Below are 18,916 nucleotides of genomic sequence, written 5' to 3' on the forward strand. Positions count from 1 at the left end.
CTCGGCGTGTAAAGTCTTTTACAAGCGTAACATCTGGTTTTTCCTGTGTCAACAGAAGATATGAATAGCCAATCAGCTCATGACGCTTACTTCTGCATAGCGTTCTAGCTTACGCTTCACCCGCTGCAGTGCATTATCAATTGATTTGACATGACGGTTCAATTGCTCCGATATTTCCTGGTAAGACTGTCCTTCGATGTACAGCATTAAGACTTGTTGCTCTAAATCACTTAGCATCTCGCCCATCTTTTCTTCAAAAAAATCAAAGCTCTCTTGACTGATCACTAACTGTTCCGGATCGTCAATTACTGTACTAGCAATCGTATCAAGTAATGTACGCTCGGATTCCTCGTCTTGATAGACAGGTTTATCGAGTGATATATACGAATTCAACGGAATATGCTTTTGCCGCGTTGCCGTTTTAATGGCTGTAATGATTTGCCTTGTAATACAAAGTTCTGCAAAGGCTCGGAAAGACGTTAATTTTTCCTCACGAAAATCACGAATGGCTTTATAGAGGCCAATCATGCCTTCTTGAAGGATATCTTCCCGATCAGCGCCAATGAGAAAGTACGACTTAGCTTTCATACGAACGAGTGGCTTATATTTAGTGATCAGATAATCCAGTGCTTCGGTATTGCCGGCATGGATGAGCTCTAATACCGCATCATCTGCCAGTTGTGAAAAGGGAGCATGCCCATGTGCTGTCTTATCCATGAAGTCACCTCGGATGCGCTTGTTACCCTTAGTATACAGAAGATGGTAAGCGCCTTCAATGCATCATTTCATTCCGCGGCGCCATTTTTCAAAAATTTCTGCCACTTCTTCACTTAGCGGGATTTTAGAATGGGCATTTGAAGATTGGATGGTTCGCACTTCTTTGGTAATTTGCTTTTCGACGAGCTCCATTTCGATTTCAAGTTCTCGCGCTGACTTTCGTAAGGCCCCTTGTGCAAAGATCACCCATTGTTCGATGGAATCAGAAGTGGCCACTACCACTTCAGTTCGTCGATTAATAAGTTGCGCCGCTAACTTTTCAATCCGCTCATCAGCCGTTTCATTTTCACGTGTATAGATGATTTCTAGCTTATATTTATTTTCCTTCGACTCGATACCAGGCACTAGGTGCGCATCAAAAACGATGATGACTTCACATCCCATAAATGCCCGGTACTCCGCCATATGTTCAATCAAGCGGTCGCGTGCATCCAAGAGCTTGCTGTCTTTTAAGACACGCAATTCCTGCCAGGCGCCGATGATGTTATAGCCGTCTACTAGAAGGATTTGTTTCATGTTAATTACCTAGCGGATGACGATTCCGGTGGACCTCATACATTAACAACGATGCAGCAACTGACGCATTTAAACTTGTCACGTGGCCAATCATCGGTAAATGGTACAAGAAGTCACATTTCTCTCGAAGTAAGCGACCCATTCCCTTGCCTTCCCCACCAATAATCACCGCAAGTGGCAAGGTTGCATCCATACGTCTGTAATCTGTCGAGCCTTTTGCATCGGTACCAGCAATCCAAACGCCTTTTTTCTTCAACTCATCGATGGTCTGGGCCAAATTCGTAGCGCGGTGGACCGGTACATGCTCGATAGCTCCAGTTGAAGCTTTGGCGACAACAGCTGTCAGTCCGACTGCACGACGTTTTGGAATAATAATCCCGTGGACACCTACAGCATCGGCAGTACGAAGAATCGAGCCTAGGTTATGCGGGTCTTCTAGTTCATCGAGAATGAGAATGAACGGATCTTCTTCGCGACTTTTAGCAAGCGCTAAAATATCGTCAAGCTCTGCATAGCTGTATGCTGCAACTGAAGCAACCACACCTTGGTGAACAGCGTCTGTTAGTTGCTCAAGCTTTTTCTTAGGTACGAACTGGACAACAATACCTGCTTCCTTTGCCAGTTTGACGATTTCAGAAACACCTGTTTTTTGTGTGCCTTCACCAATCCAAATTTTATTCATTTCACGTCCGGCCTTTAATGATTCCAGGACAGGGTTTTTACCAGCGATGATTTCACCAGTTTGAGCTATATTTTCAGTCATTTTGTGGCCTCCTTTCGGCTATCAATCAGTGCGATGGCAAAACGTACGAGTTCCTCTACACGTTCATGGTCCCCACGTAAATAGAGGCTTCCAAGCACGGCCTCAAATCCCGTGCTTGCTCGGTACGTCTGCACATCTGTATTTTTAGGAACCGTTCCCGATTTGGCATTGCGTCCACGTCGGTAGGTCGCGAGCTCTTCTTCTGTAAGTAGCTCCACGTTCATCATTTCATGGACAATGGAACTTTGTGCTTTTGCAGATACATAATTTGTTGCCTCTTTGTGGAGGGCATTTGGGCGAATCATGCCGCTCACGAGAAGATGCTCCCGGACTGCACGCTCCAGTACAGCATCCCCCATATAAGCTAGCGCTAAGGCATTTAATTGTTTGACATCAGCAGGTCGTAACGCCATCCATCTATCCTCGTTTCCAGCGGATACCTTGAGCTGTATCCTCTAACAAAATGTTCATTTCTTTCAGTTGGTCACGGATTTCATCCGCACGGGCGAAGTTGCGATCTTTGCGAGCCTGGTTGCGCTCCTCAATAAGGGCATCAATCTCCTCATCCAACAGCTCTTTCTCTGAAGAAAGGTTTAGACCGAGCACTTCCATGAACTTCTCAAGTGTGGAAGCATAGGCCGTCAACACAGCGATCGACGTTTGATTTTGTTTCAAATAGACGTTTGCTTGCTTTGCGATTTCAAAAAGTACGGCAATCGCATTGGCTGTATTGAAGTCATCGTCCATCGACTCTTCGAAGGCTTTGATCTGTTCATTTAATTGGAATGTCCACATATCGTCTTGATCCCCTAGGTCAGCTGAATGCTCTAGACGGTGAAGAACATTCGCATAAGCCGTGCGAATACGCTCTAGACCTGCTTCTGCTTGTTCCACCAATTCTCCCGAATAGTTGATAGGGTTGCGGTAGTGCACACTCAGCATGAAGAAACGTAACACTTGCGGATCAATGTGTTTACGAATGTCGTTGACTAACACAAAGTTGCCTAATGACTTCGACATTTTTTCATTATCGATATTGATGTAGCCATTATGCATCCAGTAGCGCGCGAATTGCTTGTCATTATGTGCTTCTGACTGAGCGATTTCGTTTTCATGGTGAGGGAATGTCAAATCTTGTCCCCCTGCATGGATATCAATTGTATCTCCAAGGATATTTCGTGCCATCACGGAGCATTCGATATGCCAACCCGGACGACCTTCTCCCCACGGGCTCTGCCAAGAAATCTCTCCTGGTTTTGCCGCTTTCCATAACACGAAATCTAGTGCATCTTCTTTCTTTTCACCGACTTCAATTCGTGCACCACTTTTTAGATCGTTAATATCTTGATGAGACAACTTGCCGTAGCCTTCAAATTTTCGCGTACGGTAGTAAACGTCTCCTTGTGATTCGTAAGCATAGTCTTTCTCAATCAACACTTTGATAAAGTCGATGATTTGATCCATATGCTCTGTCACTCGAGGATGATCGTCAGCACGATGGCAACCCAGTGCCTCGACGTCTGCAAAATAAGCGCCAATGAAACGTTCTGTCAGTTCAGATACCTCTTCACCGAGTTCATTTGCCGCTCGGATGATTTTATCATCGACATCTGTAAAGTTTGATACGAAATGCACGTCGTACCCTCGGTAGCCTAAGTAGTTGCGGACTGTATCGTAAACGATGACAGGACGAGCATTGCCGATATGAATATAGTTATAAACAGTCGGGCCACAGACATACATCTTGACCTTCCCTTCTTCTAATGGGACAAATGTTTCCTTTTCCCGTGTAAGTGTGTTGTATATGCGGATGCTCATGACTCCCTCTCCTCTCGTAATTGCGCGCTCAAGCGGTCTAGCTCTCGTTGTAGTTTTTGAATGCAGTCCTCCATCTGTTGACAGCGTTCATCGACAGGGTCAGGAATGTTTTGGTGGTTCAAGTTTTGCTTCACTCGAACACCATCCAACACAACCACTTTCCCAGGAATCCCGACGACTGTCGCATTCGCTGGTACGTCTTTTAACACGACCGATCCTGCGCCTACCTTGCTGTTATCCGCAAGAGTAATGGAGCCAAGAACTTTAGCTCCTGTCGCAACCAGAACGTTGTTGCCGAGTGTCGGGTGGCGTTTGCCTTTCTCTTTTCCGGTACCACCAAGCGTGACCCCTTGGAAGACGATGCAGTCATCGCCAATTTCACACGTTTCACCAATAACAACACCCATGCCATGATCGATGAAGAAGCGGCGACCAATTATAGCACCTGGGTGAATTTCGATTCCTGTGAAGAAGCGGCTGATTTGAGAAGTTGCACGTGCCAGGAAGAAAAACTTCCGGAGAAACAGTGCGTGCGCGATTCGGTGAAACCATACAGCGTGTAAACCTGAGTAGGTCAACACGACTTCAAAGACGCTGCGGGCTGCAGGGTCTTGTTCGAAGACGGTGGCAATGTCTTCTTTTATACGTTTGAACATAGGAGTTCCTCCTTGTATTACTAATGATTTCTTAGATTCTTTGTAGAAAGGTTTTGGGCGTATTGAGTTTTGTGCCCTGAGTCGTTTTATGGAAACTAAGTTAGACCAGAAAACCTTTCCACGAAAAAACGCCTCTCCCTAGTCGATTGACTAGACAGAGGCGCTGTATGCACGGTTCCACTCTGATGAAAAACCCACTACGGGATTTCACTTCTCTTACCCGTAACGAGGGCGAATCGTCTGGCCTACTTGTAGTTCAGCTCAGCACTCAGAGGTGCATTTCAAAGTTGCAGGGGCTCAGGTCACTTTCAGCCGGTGGTGACCCTCTCTACGGGAGCATACGCCTTTTACTTCTCCTCATCGAAGCTTTCATTCATGTGGTTCTAATTTTACTCACGTGGGGGGGAAAGTCAACCCTATTGATTCGCGAACTTCTCAACGCGCTTTAAGACTTTCTCTTTTCCGAGAAGCGCGATGGCATTTGGCAAGTCAGGACCGTGTGTTTGGCCAGTAGCTACAACACGGATTGGCATGAACAAGCCTTTTCCTTTTGCTCCCGTTTCTTTTTGAACAGCTTTGATAGCCGCTTTGATAGATCCAGCTTCAAGAGTATCCATTGACTCCAGTTGGCCTTTGAAAGCCGCCATAACAGCCGGTACTTGTTCTTCACTCAAGACAGCCATAGCTTCGTCGTCGTAAGACAGCTCGTCCGCAAAGAACAGCTCAGATAGTTCAACGATTTCAGCCCCAAAGCTCATTTGTTCTTGGTAAAGTGCCACTAGTTGGTTGGCCCACTCTGTTTGTTCAGCTGTCATGTCTGAAGGTAACTTTTCGGCTTGCTGCAAGTGAGGAATAGCCATTGCTGCCACTTGTTCAGCGGATAGTGTCTTCATGTATTGATTGTTCATCCATGTCAGTTTATTCGTATCGAACATAGATGGTGACTTAGAAAGACGTTTTTCATCAAATAATTCGATAAGCTGCTCTTTCGAGAAGATTTCTTCTTCCCCTTCTGGAGACCAGCCGAGTAGTGCGAAGAAGTTGAACATTGCTTCCGGAAGATAGCCTAAGTTTTTATATTGTGTGATGAATTGAATAATAGACTCATCCCGTTTAGAAAGCTTTTTACGGCTTTCATTAATGATCAATGTCATATGACCATATTTAGGTGCTTCCCACCCAAATGCGTTAAATACCATGATTTGTTTTGGCGTATTTGAAAGATGCTCTTCTCCGCGCAATACATGGCTGATCTTCATAAAGTGGTCATCCAGTACAACTGCATAGTTGTAAGTAGGAATGCCGTTAGCTTTTACTAGTACCCAATCCCCAACATCTTTTGACTCGAATGTTACAGTGCCACGAACCATGTCTTCGATTGTGTACGTCACGTCAGCAGGGACGCGCATACGAATCGTATATCCTTCACCAGCAGCTTCTTTTGCAGCTACTTCTTCAGCAGAAAGATTACGGCATTTCCCGTTATACATAGGAGCTGCGATTCCTGCGTCTTTTTGGCGCTCACGTTCTGCTTCTAACTCTTCAGAAGAACAGAAACACTTGTAAGCATGCCCTTCAGCAAGCATCTTCTCTGCATGCTCTTTGTAGATATCTAAACGTTCCATTTGACGGTATGGACCATAGTCGCCACCGATATCAACAGACTCATCGTAGTCGATTCCCAACCAGCGTAAATTCTCAAGCTGAGAAAGTTCGCCGCCTTCGATATTACGTTCAATATCCGTGTCTTCGATGCGGACAATAAATTTCCCGCCGTGGTGACGTGCAAATAAATAGTTAAAAAGTGCAGTACGGGCACCGCCGATGTGCAGTTGACCAGTCGGGCTCGGTGCGTAACGTACGCGTACTTCGTTTGTCATGGGGTGTTCCTCCTCTAAAATTCACTTGTACCATTCTATCACTCGATAAGAGATAGAGAAAGTTTATTTTTGCACGAGTAAAATCGTGGCAAGTGCAGCGATTCCTTCTTCACGTCCTGGGAATCCAAGCTTTTCAGTCGTTGTCGCTTTGACGTTAATTTGTGATTCATCGGCTTCTAACAACTCCGCAACACGAGCACGCATCGCCGGAATGTGTGGAGCCATTTTTGGGCGCTGCGCTATGATTGTGCAGTCGATATTCCCAAGTATGTAGCCTTTTTCTTTCACGATACTCCAACAGTGCACGAGCAACTTGGCCGAATCAGCATCTTTGAACGCTGGATCGGTATCCGGAAAATGACGTCCGATGTCCCCTTCACCAATTGCTCCTAATGCTGCATCTGCAATGGTATGAAGTAAAACATCTGCGTCTGAATGGCCAACCAGACCTCGTTCGTGGGGTACAGTGATCCCTCCGATAATTAGTGGGCGCCCTTCTTCAAAAGCGTGTACATCAAATCCTTGTCCTATACGCATTACTCTGTCTCCTCTCGACGTTTTAGAATCAGTTCTCCGATCAATAAATCTTCGGGTGTCGTCATTTTTTGATTTTCATATGAGCTTTCTACAATGTAGACGGGGATGCCCGCACGTTCTGCAAGCATGGCCTCATCTGTCCCAAGAAAGCCTTCAATGCGCGCTTGTTCCGCTGCTTCGAGCAATAATGAATACTGAAAAGCTTGAGGCGTCTGAACAGACCAGAGAGTCTCACGGTCGACCGTCTCTTGAACTTTTCCATCAACGACTCGTTTCATCGTATCTTTCGCTTTCACGGCTGCGATTGCGCCTCCATCTGCTGACGCTTTTTCCACGAGTGCATGAATAGTCTTCTGAAGAATGAAGGGACGCGCTGCGTCATGAACGAGCACGATTGCCGCCCCTTCTGCTGCCTTCAACGCTTCATATACACTGTGTTGTCGTTCATCGCCACCTTGTACGAGGCGCTGTACTTTTGTTAAGGTATAGCGGTCTACGAGCTGTTCGATCGCCGCTCGCTCTTGTTCTTTAATCGCCAAAACAATGGTTGTACACCATGGGTCTTCTTGAAAGACACCTAGCGTATGGGCTAGTATCGGTTTATTGTTTAATTCAAGGAATAGTTTATTGTGTGAAGCACCCATTCGTTTGCCACTGCCGGCTGCCGGCAACACAACTGTATAGTTCATTTCATTACACCTTTCTAACCGTTGTAAACAAACGGAATCTCGGTCCACCGAAGTGACCGAGATCCTGCGACTATTTCGTATCGAGTGGTTTTGCAAAAATCATACGTCCCGCAGACGTCTGCAAGACACTGGTAACTTCTACTTGAATGGCTTGATTGATATAGGCTTTTCCGCCTTCTACTACAATCATCGTACCATCATCGAGGTAGGCTACGCCTTGATTATGCTCTTTTCCATCTTTTATAATCACCACTTGCATGACTTCTCCTGGAATGACGACTGACTTCACCGCATTTGCCAAATCATTAATATTCAGGACAGGCACATTGTGAAGTTCACAAACTTTGTTCAGATTAAAGTCGTTTGTCATGACAATACCCTTTTTCTTTTTTGCCAGACGCATCAACTTTAAATCCACTTCGTGCGTGTCGTCAAAATCATCGTCTACAATTTCAATGGGCGTCGTGCGCTCTGCTTGCAGACGCTTCAATACATCTAGCCCTCGTCTTCCACGTGTACGCTTTAACGTATCGGAAGAGTCCGCAATGTGTTGAAGTTCTGTCAATACAAATTGAGGTATGACAAGTGTTCCTTCTAAAAATCCGGTGTCTGAGATGTCTGCGATACGTCCATCAATGATGACACTCGTGTCGAGTAGTTTGTAGTTGGGTTGTTCGGTAACAGCCACCTCTTCTTCTGCTCGTTTTTTCGTGTTCGTACGGGCACCTGTAAACATGGACATCATTTCTTCTCGCTTTTTAAATCCAACTTGGAAACCAAGATAGCCGAGAACTAAAGACAATACGACTGGAACAACTGAGCCAATTGCAAGTAATTCGAGAGTGTCGATCGCAGCTCCTAGTAAGAACGCGACGACAAGACCGAGCACAAGACCAACTGTCCCAAATACCAAGTCCCACACTGGAGTGTTTAAAAGTCGCTCTTCCATGAACCGGATGAACCTTACGAGATAATCTGTAATAAACAATGCGGCCACATACAATAATATGGCACCTACTAAAATGGATACATACGGATTGGCAATCCACGGGTTGTCGGATAAATTCATTGCTTCGTATAAGTGCGGTAAGAAAAATAACCCGAGTGTCCCACCAATCAAGACAAACGTAATTTGGATAATCCATTTAAGCATAGCTCCACCTCCTCAATCAGTTGTCTTCTCATTATACGCTTTGATTGAAACGAACGTCCACGCAGAGCCTTAAGTGTTCTTCGGATCTAATGAAATCGAGTTGCGCCTCCTAGAAATCCCGCAAAATGCCATCGCGACCTATGAAGCAAAGAGCGCCTCACAGCCCACGCAGGCATTTCGCACAATTTCTGAACAGTCGGCTCCACATCTAATCATCTAATTAAATGCTAATTTCATAGCCTCGTTGACAGTGTCTACACCGACTACACTAATACCAGCCGGGTAATCCCAGCCTCCAAGATTACTCGCCGGAACAATGACGCGCTTAAATCCAAGCTTCGCTGCTTCTTGTACACGCTGTTCAATACGTGAGACTCGACGAATCTCTCCTGTAAGACCCACCTCTCCCACGAATACATCGGTCGGTTTGGCTCCTGTATCACGGAAACTAGAAACGACACTCACTAAGACAGCCAAATCAATAGCAGGCTCATCTAGTTTGACTCCCCCCGCGACCTTGATATAGGCATCTTGTGATTGCAAGAGCATCCCCATACGCTTTTCGAGTACCGCCATCAACAACGACACTCGGTTTTGGTCAACACCTGTCGCCATACGTTTTGGGTAGTTAAAGCTAGATTGAGTAACTAACGCTTGAATTTCTACTAAAATCGGTCGTGTTCCCTCCATCGAGGCTACGATAGCCGAACCCGGTGCCCCATGGGACCGTTCTTGTAAGAAGAGTTCAGAAGGATTGAGAACTTCCTTTAGCCCTGCCTGCACCATTTCAAAAATCGCAATTTCATTAGTCGAACCAAAACGATTCTTTTGAGATCGCAGAATTCGGTAAGTGTGATGACGTTCCCCTTCAAAGTACAGGACAGTATCTACCATATGCTCAAGCAAGCGCGGTCCTGCAATCTGACCTTCCTTCGTCACATGCCCTACTAAGAAAATAGCGATATTCTTTGTCTTAGCGATTCGCATCATTTCTGCTGTACATTCCCGAACTTGTGAAACACTCCCCGGCGCGCTTGTCACGTCTGGATGATGCACTGTTTGAATCGAGTCAATGATGACAAACTTAGGCTCTACTTGATCAATCGTATCATTGATCAATTCAAGATTGGTCTCTGCAAAGAGATACAATTCGTTGGATGCGACGCCAAGACGCTCAGCCCGCAACTTAGTTTGTCGAACAGATTCTTCCCCAGAAATGTACAGCGTACGCATATTTTTATTGGCAAGTAAGGATGACACTTGCAACAATAGCGTTGATTTACCAATACCTGGGTCTCCACCAATTAAGATCAGAGAGCCCGGAACAATCCCGCCGCCTAGAACGCGGTTCAACTCGCCAAGTGAAGTATCGACACGCGGTTCTTCTTGTGTTTCAACTGCGTTAATGGGCGTCGCTTTCATAGACGGACCGTCTGATGTCACAAAAGAACGTTTCGGCCCTTTAGAGACGACCTCGACTTCTTCGACCATCGTATTCCAGTTGCCACAACCCGGGCATTTCCCCATCCATTTTGCTGATTCATAGCCACAATCATTGCACATAAATTTCGTTTTTCGTTTAGCCATAACTGCCTCCTCAAGAACGTGCGTTCTAATGGTAGTATACCGCATTTTTAACCAAACGAAAAACAACACCCCTTCCTACTTTTAGGAATGGGGTGCTGTCGTATTATTCACTAATCGGTTCTGCTTTTTGCGTGCGGACGACAAATTCGTCCTCTTCTACATCAAATACAATGTATTGTCCCGTTAACACTTCGCCTTTTAGGATTTCTTCAGACAATCGATCTTCGACGTGTTTTTGAAGAGCACGGCGTAATGGTCGCGCACCATAGTCTGGATCGTAGCCTTCTTTGGCGATTTTTTCTTTCGCTGCTTCTGTTAATTCTAGCTCGATATCTTGCTCTTTCAAGCGTTTTGTCAGCTGATTTGCCATCAATGTCACGATCTCTTTCAAGTGTTCACGCTCTAATGAATGGAACACGATCATTTCATCAAGACGGTTGAGGAATTCCGGACGGAACGCTTTTTTCAGTTCCTCAAGCATTTTTGACTTCATTTCTTTATAATCTTTTGCGCCACTTTCTTCTAGGTTGAAACCAACATATTTGTTGTATTTCACAGCATCCGCACCGACGTTTGAAGTCATGATAAGCACTGTATTGCGGAAATCGACTGTACGGCCTTTAGAATCTGTTAGGCGTCCATCTTCTAACACTTGTAACAAGATGTTAAAGACGTCTGGATGCGCTTTTTCAATCTCATCTAAAAGAATGACGGAATAAGGTTTACGACGAACTTTCTCCGTCAATTGCCCACCTTCTTCAAAACCTACATATCCTGGAGGTGAACCAACAAGACGTGATGTCGAGTGCTTTTCCATATACTCAGACATGTCGATACGAATCATCGAATCTTCATCTCCAAACATCACTTCTGCAAGCGCTCGCGCTAGCTCAGTTTTCCCGACCCCTGTTGGACCAAGGAAAATGAATGAACCGATTGGACGTTTTGGATCTTTCAAGCCAGCACGTGCACGGCGAATCGCACGAGAAATGGCATCAACCGCTTCAGATTGGCCGATTAAACGCTGGTGAAGCGTGTCTTCAAGCTTCAACAGTTTGTCTGACTCTGTCTGCGCCAGTTTTGAAACCGGTACACCAGACCACATGGAAACTACTGCAGCAATATCTTCAACAGTAACTTCTGTCTCTGCTTTCCCTTGCTTTTCTTTCCAGTTGTCTTTTAATTTCTCTAGTTCATCTTTTAATTTCTGCTCTTTGTCGCGGAACGAAGCAGCTTTCTCAAACTCTTGACTCTGAACAGCTGCATTCTTCTCAGAACGCAAACTCTCAAGTTGCTGCTCCATCTCTTTCAGATTCGGTGGCGTCGTGTAAGAACGAAGGCGCACTTTTGAACCTGCCTCATCGATTAAATCGATTGCCTTATCTGGAAGGAAACGATCTGAGATGTAGCGATCCGACATTTTCACCGCCGCTTCAACCGCTGCATCTGTAATTTTCACACGGTGATGCGCTTCGTAACGGTCACGTAGACCATAAATAATTTGAATGGCTTCATCAACAGATGGCTCATCCACTTGAATCGGTTGGAAACGACGCTCTAAAGCCGCATCCTTTTCAATGTATTTACGGTACTCATCAAGAGTTGTTGCCCCGATACATTGCAGCTCTCCACGTGCTAGAGCTGGTTTCAAAATGTTCGATGCATCAATAGCACCTTCAGCACCACCGGCACCAATCAGCGTATGAAGTTCATCAATGAACAAGATGATATTGCCCGCTTGACGAATTTCGTCCATCACTTTTTTCAAGCGGTCTTCAAATTCACCGCGGTATTTTGTACCTGCAACGACTGTTCCCATATCTAACGTCATGACGCGCTTGTCGCGCAGAATTTCTGGCACTTCATTATGAACGATCTGTTGGGCAAGTCCTTCAGCAATTGCTGTTTTACCCACACCAGGCTCACCGATTAGAACCGGATTGTTTTTTGTACGACGTGCTAAAATTTCGATGACACGCGTAATTTCTTTGCTACGTCCGATTACCGGATCCAATGTTCCTTCACGAGCAATTTGCGTTAAATCACGAGCCAACCCATCAAGAGTCGGTGTGCTTGCTGTAGAGGCAGAAGATGTGGAAGCCGAATTGTTGGCCTGGTCACTGCTTCCAAGTAAGTGCAGTACTTGTTGGCGTGCTTTATTCAAGCTAATGCCTGCATTGCTTAGCACACGTGCAGCTACCCCTTCTCCTTCACGAATTAGAGCAAGTAATAAATGCTCTGTCCCGATGTAAGAATGGCCTAATTTTCGTGATTCATCAACGGAAAGTTCGATAACTTTTTTAGCACGCGGTGTGTAATGTACGATCGGTCCCACATCTTTTTCGCCCGTGCCTACAAGTTCTTCGATGCCTTCTTCAATGGCTTTTGGATCGACATTGCTTGCTTCTAAAGCTTTCGCTGCAATGCCATTCCCTTCTCGGATCAAACCAAGAAGTATATGTTCTGTCCCAATCGCTTCATGTTTTAAACGAATTGCTTCTTCTTGTGCAAGTTGAAGCACTTTTTGTGAGCGTTGTGTAAAACGATTAAACATCATATGAGTTCTCCCCTTTTTCTTCTATAGTCAACCGTTCCCTAATCATTTTTGCCCGAAACACATCGCGGTCTTTCGGGGATAAGGAGGATCCGGCATATTGCTGTAAAAATCCTGGCTGCATGAAAATCATGCATTCATTTAAAATGGTCTTGTTAATGTGCGTAATAATGTCCAAATCAATAGCTAGTCTTACATCAGATAAACAAGCTGCTGCTTCTTCTGTTGATAAGAGACGCGCATGACGCAGCGTGCCTAATGAACGGAACAATTTATCTTCTAGCGAAATTCGTGAATGGGCAAGCAACGCTTTTCTTGCTTCTCGTTCTTTTTCAATCAGTTGCTTCGTCAATCCCTGTAGTTCCTGTAAAATCTCTACTTCCGCTTTTCCAAGAGTCACTTGATTGGACACTTGGTAGACGTTGCCGAGGGCTTCACTACCTTCGCCGTATATTCCCCGCACAACCATGCCAAGACGGTTGATGATTGGCGCAATTTTATTCATTTGTTTTGTCGCTGTGAGGGCTGGTAAATGCATCATGACGGAAGCGCGTAAGCCAGTGCCCGTATTAGTCGGGCAAGTGGTCAAATAGCCGTATTTTTCATCAAATGCATAGTTGATTTGACGGTCAAGAATGCGGTCTATACTTCGCGCCTGTTTATAAGCGTCCTCCAACTGAAGGCCAGGTAAAATACATTGGATACGCAAATGATCTTCTTCATTGATCATAATGCTCAGCGACTCATCCTCTGAAATGACAGCTGCTGCTTCATGATCTGCTTCAATCAAACTTGGACTAATTAGATGCTTCTCGATGAGCACTTGCTTATCAAGGGAGTCAAGCTGCTTCATTTGATAAGAAGTAAACTGGTGAGGCAGTTTTTCTTGATACACTAAAATGCCACTAACAGTCTGTTCGATTTTATGCGCTTCATCCTCTGTAAATGCCAGAGGAAATTGATATCCTGCTATATTTCTTGCCAAACGAATGCGTGTACTCATGACGATGTCGGCATATTCACCAGAACTTTCCATCCAACTAGTCACTTGATTTTTCAAAAAGCCGTCCATCTCCACCGTCAATCGCCCCCTTTCGAAAGCTTGGTTTCAAGCTCTCGGGCCTGATCACGAAGCTCAGCAGCTGTTTCAAATTCTTCTTGGGCAATGGCATCTTGCATACGTGAGCGTATATCTTCAATGCGACGTTTTAAATCGCGAGTCTCTTCATAGGCTTCTGGAACTTGACCTGTGTGCTCCGCATTGCCGTTGTGTAAACGTTTCATGACGGGTGGCAACGCGTTACCAAATGTCTCATAACAATCGGCACAACCGAATTTGCCACGATGGACAAAGCGTTCATACGTCCAACCGCATGTCGGACAACTCCATTGACTTTTTTCACGATTTGCTTGCGTGGTAGCATGTTCAGGTGTAAACAAGTTAGTTAATAGTTGGTGCACAGTAAGTGGGTCCTGCTGGTTTTGAAAAGGATGCAGCTGGCTTGCACAAACATCACACAGATGCCGTGTAAACGGTTCTCCATTTTGCGTCACGGTCATTTTGACATGTGCAGGACGCTGTTTACAATTTTCACAGATCACTTGGCATCCTACCTTTCTCTATCGTGTTGAAGCAGGGTAATTAGCATCGCTTGGGCGACACGTCCCCGTAATTGATCGCGCAGTGGCAGAGGTACAGACAATGTTGACCGCGCACAGGCTGCTACAATTAATTTAGCCTCTCGTTTTGAAATTATAGCCAGGTCAAGCAGTCGGTAAACCATGTCTTCCACAATCGATTCAGAAGCACCCTCTTCTAGCACATCCAGCATGTTGCGTATGACGTCAGTTTGGTCTGTCATTTCTACTCGCAAAATACGAATGTAGCCTCCACCGCCACGTTTGCTCTCTACGATGTAGCCACGATCAACGGTAAATCGGGTGTTGATCACATAATTGATTTGAGAAGGCACACATTGAAATTTCTCCGCTACTTCATTGCGCTTAATTTCAATCTGCCCTTGATTAGTAGTTTCGATAATACTTTTCAAATACCCTTCTATAATATCCGAGATATTTTTCATGGTGTCACCTCCTACTGACTTTGACTATCTTTGACTTTATTATACGAATTCAACTTTCAACACGCAATTGTTTTGCTCCAAGAAAAAAACGCACCGATTTCTCGGTGCGCTTCGAATCAATGTGGTAAATAGATAAGTTGGAACAAGAATAGAACTGCAAAGATATAAAGAAGCGGGTGAACTTCACGGAATCGTCCTTGAACTACCTTAAGGATCGGGTAAATAATGAACCCAAGTTCTATCCCTGTAGCGATACTTGATGTCAATGGCATGGCCAAGATGACTATAAATGCTGGGAAAGCTTCATCAAATGAATCCCAATCGATATGTTTCACTGCACCGATCATTAGAGAACCGATGATGATAAGTGCTGGTGCTGTGATAGCTGCAACATTGGAGAGCGAAGCAACGAACGGTCCAAAAAAGGCGGCCACGATAAATAGAATTCCTACTGTCAACGTCGTCAGTCCAGTACGACCTCCAACTGCCACTCCAGTAGATGATTCAATATAAGCGGTCGTCGGGCTTGTCCCAAACATAGAGCCCACAGTTGTAGCGACTGAGTCCGCTAACAGTGCTTGACGAGCTCGTGGCAATCGTTCCCCTTTCATTAAGCCTGCCTGCTTGGCAACACCTACCATCGTACCCGTTGTATCAAATAAAGTAACTAAAACAAAGGATACGACAATACCTAGCATTCCAAATTGAATCACATCAGTAAAGGCTGCTACTGGATTCCAGACAAGAATGCCTTCCGGTAGAGAAGGAACTTCAAAAAATCCGTTAAATGTAAGCTGCTTTGTAAAGAACGCCACTACTCCAGTGGCTACCATTCCATAAAAGATGGCTCCATAGACATTGCGCACCATGAGAATGAGTGTCACGAGTAAACCAAACAACGTGAGCATAACAGCGGGGCTAGACAGATCACCTAATTTTACTAAGTTGGTTTCATGCGCTTCCACGATCGTTGACATACGCAGTCCAATGAAGGAAATGAAAAGTCCGATTCCTGCTGTGATCCCATGTTTCAAGTTCGAAGGGATACTGATGATTAACTTCTCTCGCAACGATGTTAAAGAAAGAAGGACAAAAATAAGACCAGCAATAAAGACAGCTGAAAAGGCTGTTAAATAATCAATCTGACCATTGGACGATATAACTACCGTGTAGGTGAAAAATGCGTTTAGTCCCATACCGGGCGCGATGGCAATGGGGTAATTTGCAAAGAGTGACATCCATAGTGTACCAACTACAGCTGCAATGATTGTTGCTAAAAATACTTGATCAAACGGGACTCCTGCGTCCGCTAAAATTACGGGATTGACGATAACAATGTAGACCATCGTTAAAAATGTAGTAATACCAGCTACTACTTCTGTTTTAACGGTTGTACCATGTTCTTGTAGACGAAACATGAAAACCCTCCTAAATACGAACATTTTTAAAATACTTACCAATATTATTCGCTTTTAAAACCAATTGCAACCCTTTTTAGGAAAAACACGAAAAAACCACCTTCTTTTCAGAAGATGGTTCGTGTTTTACTACCGTTTGGGTAGAGTTCGCAGCGTTTTCGAAATTGTTTTCCATTTATTACGCTCTTCGCGTTGCGCTGCTTGATCCGCTTTCCGTTCCATATGAGCGAGTTCGCGCTGCAGTTTTAAATAACTCGTGTAGCGCTCCCTTTTTAAAGAGCCCGTTTCAATCGCTTTTTGTACAGCGCATCCCGGTTCTTTTTGGTGCTGACAATCTCGGAATCTACACTGTGCCGCAAATTCTTCTATATCCGTGAAACTTTCCCCTAAGCTCTCGCCTGAATCCCACATCTGAAATTCACGCATTCCTGGGGTATCCAGGATTGCTCCTCCATCCGGAATTAAAACTAGTTCCCTGTGCGTAGTCGTGTGGCGCCCTTTTGCATCGTCTTCTCGAATTTCACTTACCGCCATCAAGTCACTACCAAGTAACGCATTGACTAGAGAAGACTTGCCAACACCTGAAGACCCGAGAAGAGCAGCTGTTTTATTCGGCTTCAGCAATTCTTGCACTCCATCAATTCCTTCTCCCGTTTTACTGCTCACTGTATAAATCGGAACCCCAAAAGCTATTTCTTCTACCTGCTTCTCGTAAGAACGCGGATCCTCACACATATCTTTTTTTGTCAAAACCACAACAGGCAATGCACCAGAATCATACGCTGCAATCAAGTACCTTTCTATACGGCGCAAGTTAAAATCTTGATTCAAGGACATTGTTAAAAATGCATAATCCACGTTTACTGCAATGACTTGCACTTCTGTTTTCAGGCCTGCTGCTTTTCTCTCAAATTGAGATGCGCGTGGTAAAAGTTGGTGAATGATTGCCCGCTCTTCACCTGGCATCTGCTCGACAATGGCCCAGTCTCCGACAGCCGGATAGTCTCCTCTTGTATGGGTATAGCTAAACTTCCCGCTTGGAGTAGCCAGCCATTCTCCTCTTTCGGTCACCACGCGATAAAGCCCTTTATGCGCCAGGACCACACGACCCGGAATCCCTTCGTGCGTTTGTTCCATTTGTCTTTCCTCTGTCCAACCGTAATTAAATAAATTCGTCAATTTTGTTTCCTCCACTATAGGTAGTTGCTGGCTCTCATGGGTTGCTTTTTGCCAACAAAAAAAGCTGTCTCTGCACGCATCTGCGCTCAGAAACAGCTTCTCTCCATAGGAAAACGACTGCCCCCTTAGAAACGTGGGCCAGAAAGTAGACATAGAGGATGAAGCATGCTGACTGAACAGATGCGTGATTTCACATATACAGTTGCCATAATGCTTCACCTCTTTCCGAAAGTTGTTACACTAACTATACGAAACACGTCCTCTACTGTCAATGCGAGAAATACTTTTTACTTTGGCTTCTAGGGGGTATGATAAAACAAGCAGGAGGTGGTTTGATGATTCGTACCGTCGGTGTGACGACAGACCATGAACTCGTCCAAAACTTTACTCTCGACGAGTTGAAGGATAATTTATTTGAGTGGTATTGGGTAGATATTAGTAACCCGACCCTTGATGAGCAAAATCTACTGGCTGATTTTTTTCAATTTCACCCACTAGCAATAGAGGATTGCCTGCATGACCTGCAGCGTCCCAAACTTGATAACTACGACAGGCACACCTTTTTTGTATTGCATACATACAACGAGAAAACGATGGAAGCCGAAGAGTTAGATGTCTTCGTTGGAGGAAACTTTGTGGTGACCTTCCATTATGAAGAAATGCACGAACTAGATGAAGCACTTGACCGCTTAGTACATAGTACAAAATCGTGGAAACGTGGTTCCATGCAGGCGCTTTATCAAATCATCGATAAAGTAGTCGATCACTACTTCCCCATCATCTACAAGATTGAAGACTTTTTAAACGAAGTGGAAGATGACATGTCCCGCCACCACGACCAATTTTCGATGAATAGGGTTTTTGAGATTCGTAGCGACTTACTCCATCTCAGAAGAACTATCAATCCTATGCGCGACTTGCTGTACCGTATGCTAGCCTCTTCTCGTTTGAACTTTTCACAAGAAGAACGCACCTATTTTGAAGATATTTACGATCACCTCATCAAACTTTCTGAGATGATTGACTCAAACCGAGACTTAACCGCCGATATTCGCGATAGTCACATGTCCATGAATGCGAGCCGAATGAATCGGATCATGATGACGTTAACCATTGTTTCGACGGTGTTTATCCCCTTAACATTTATTGCAGGTGTCTACGGCATGAACTTTGTGAACATGCCTGAATTAGAATGGTCGTTTGGCTATTTCGGCGTATTATTGTTCATGTTTTTAACAGCAGGCGGAATGTTGACCTGGTTTACTTATAAAGGCTGGTTTAAATTATTTAAAAATCCATAAGGAG

18 protein-coding genes are annotated in these 18,916 nt (G+C 44.8%); 1 reads left to right on the forward strand and 17 read right to left on the reverse strand.

The window, feature by feature from the left end:
• Positions 1 to 72: 72 nt before the first annotated feature.
• The 17 genes from sigH to rsgA form a co-directional block, all read right to left on the reverse strand.
• Positions 73 to 717: an RNA polymerase sporulation sigma factor SigH gene (sigH, locus tag MKY84_RS00295; RefSeq protein ID WP_342526930.1), complete on the reverse strand. Its 645-nt coding sequence runs from the start codon at positions 715 to 717 to the stop codon at positions 73 to 75.
• A 63-nt stretch (positions 718 to 780) separates the two neighbouring features.
• A complete protein-coding gene (locus tag MKY84_RS00300; protein WP_342526932.1) occupies positions 781 to 1,293 on the reverse strand; it encodes an NYN domain-containing protein in 513 nt (170 codons plus the stop codon).
• A gap of 1 nt (position 1,294) precedes the next feature.
• Positions 1,295 to 2,056: a 23S rRNA (guanosine(2251)-2'-O)-methyltransferase RlmB gene (gene rlmB, locus MKY84_RS00305; protein ID WP_342526933.1), complete on the reverse strand. Its 762-nt coding sequence runs from the start codon at positions 2,054 to 2,056 to the stop codon at positions 1,295 to 1,297.
• Positions 2,053 to 2,469, reverse strand: a complete 417-nt coding sequence (locus tag MKY84_RS00310; RefSeq protein ID WP_342526935.1) for a Mini-ribonuclease 3 — start codon at positions 2,467 to 2,469, stop codon at positions 2,053 to 2,055. Before MKY84_RS00310 ends, rlmB begins: the two co-directional genes overlap by 4 nt.
• Positions 2,470 to 2,473: 4 nt before the next feature.
• The gene (cysS, locus tag MKY84_RS00315; protein ID WP_342526937.1) at positions 2,474 to 3,874 is read right to left on the reverse strand and encodes a cysteine--tRNA ligase; all 1,401 of its coding nucleotides are present in this window, start codon (positions 3,872 to 3,874) and stop codon (positions 2,474 to 2,476) included.
• A complete protein-coding gene (gene cysE, locus MKY84_RS00320) occupies positions 3,871 to 4,530 on the reverse strand; it encodes a serine O-acetyltransferase (protein ID WP_342526938.1) in 660 nt (219 codons plus the stop codon). The genes cysS and cysE overlap by 4 nt, the downstream gene beginning before the upstream one ends.
• Positions 4,531 to 4,946: 416 nt before the next feature.
• A complete protein-coding gene (gene gltX / locus MKY84_RS00325; RefSeq protein WP_342526941.1) occupies positions 4,947 to 6,410 on the reverse strand; it encodes a glutamate--tRNA ligase in 1,464 nt (487 codons plus the stop codon).
• Between the two features lie 63 nt (positions 6,411 to 6,473).
• Positions 6,474 to 6,947 (reverse strand): 2-C-methyl-D-erythritol 2,4-cyclodiphosphate synthase, encoded by a 474-nt coding sequence (ispF, locus tag MKY84_RS00330; RefSeq protein WP_342526943.1) that lies wholly within the window; start codon positions 6,945 to 6,947, stop codon positions 6,474 to 6,476.
• On the reverse strand, positions 6,947 to 7,636 hold the full coding sequence (ispD, locus tag MKY84_RS00335; RefSeq protein WP_342526944.1) for a 2-C-methyl-D-erythritol 4-phosphate cytidylyltransferase: 690 nt from the start codon (positions 7,634 to 7,636) through the stop codon (positions 6,947 to 6,949). Before ispD ends, ispF begins: the two co-directional genes overlap by 1 nt.
• A 70-nt stretch (positions 7,637 to 7,706) precedes the next feature.
• Complete coding sequence (locus MKY84_RS00340; RefSeq protein WP_342526945.1) at positions 7,707 to 8,789, reverse strand: PIN/TRAM domain-containing protein; 1,083 nt, start codon at positions 8,787 to 8,789, stop codon at positions 7,707 to 7,709.
• Between the two features lie 216 nt (positions 8,790 to 9,005).
• Positions 9,006 to 10,376 carry a DNA repair protein RadA gene (gene radA, locus MKY84_RS00345; protein ID WP_342526947.1) on the reverse strand — a complete coding sequence of 457 codons (1,371 nt, stop codon included), beginning with the start codon at positions 10,374 to 10,376 and terminating at the stop codon, positions 9,006 to 9,008.
• A gap of 103 nt (positions 10,377 to 10,479) precedes the next feature.
• The gene (locus tag MKY84_RS00350) at positions 10,480 to 12,933 is read right to left on the reverse strand and encodes an ATP-dependent Clp protease ATP-binding subunit (protein WP_342526948.1); all 2,454 of its coding nucleotides are present in this window, start codon (positions 12,931 to 12,933) and stop codon (positions 10,480 to 10,482) included.
• Positions 12,923 to 14,008: a protein arginine kinase gene (locus MKY84_RS00355; RefSeq protein ID WP_342526949.1), complete on the reverse strand. Its 1,086-nt coding sequence runs from the start codon at positions 14,006 to 14,008 to the stop codon at positions 12,923 to 12,925. Before MKY84_RS00355 ends, MKY84_RS00350 begins: the two co-directional genes overlap by 11 nt.
• Positions 14,009 to 14,010: 2 nt before the next feature.
• Positions 14,011 to 14,490, reverse strand: coding sequence for a UvrB/UvrC motif-containing protein (locus tag MKY84_RS00360; protein WP_342526950.1), 480 nt, complete (start codon positions 14,488 to 14,490; stop codon positions 14,011 to 14,013).
• Positions 14,491 to 14,540: 50 nt separating this feature from the next.
• Positions 14,541 to 15,014: a CtsR family transcriptional regulator gene (locus tag MKY84_RS00365; protein ID WP_342526951.1), complete on the reverse strand. Its 474-nt coding sequence runs from the start codon at positions 15,012 to 15,014 to the stop codon at positions 14,541 to 14,543.
• A 116-nt stretch (positions 15,015 to 15,130) separates the two neighbouring features.
• Positions 15,131 to 16,432, reverse strand: a complete 1,302-nt coding sequence (locus MKY84_RS00370; protein ID WP_342526952.1) for an NCS2 family permease — start codon at positions 16,430 to 16,432, stop codon at positions 15,131 to 15,133.
• 129 nt (positions 16,433 to 16,561) lie between these two features.
• Positions 16,562 to 17,569: a ribosome small subunit-dependent GTPase A gene (gene rsgA, locus MKY84_RS00375; RefSeq protein ID WP_342528901.1), complete on the reverse strand. Its 1,008-nt coding sequence runs from the start codon at positions 17,567 to 17,569 to the stop codon at positions 16,562 to 16,564.
• 377 nt (positions 17,570 to 17,946) lie between these two features.
• On the opposite strand from rsgA, the gene corA reads away from it, so the two are divergent.
• On the forward strand, positions 17,947 to 18,912 hold the full coding sequence (corA, locus tag MKY84_RS00380; protein ID WP_342526953.1) for a magnesium/cobalt transporter CorA: 966 nt from the start codon (positions 17,947 to 17,949) through the stop codon (positions 18,910 to 18,912).
• The last annotated feature ends 4 nt before the right edge of the window (positions 18,913 to 18,916 follow it).

The sequence above is a fragment of the Chryseomicrobium sp. FSL W7-1435 genome (genome assembly GCF_038595005.1).
GTDB lineage: Bacteria > Bacillota > Bacilli > Bacillales_A > Planococcaceae > Chryseomicrobium.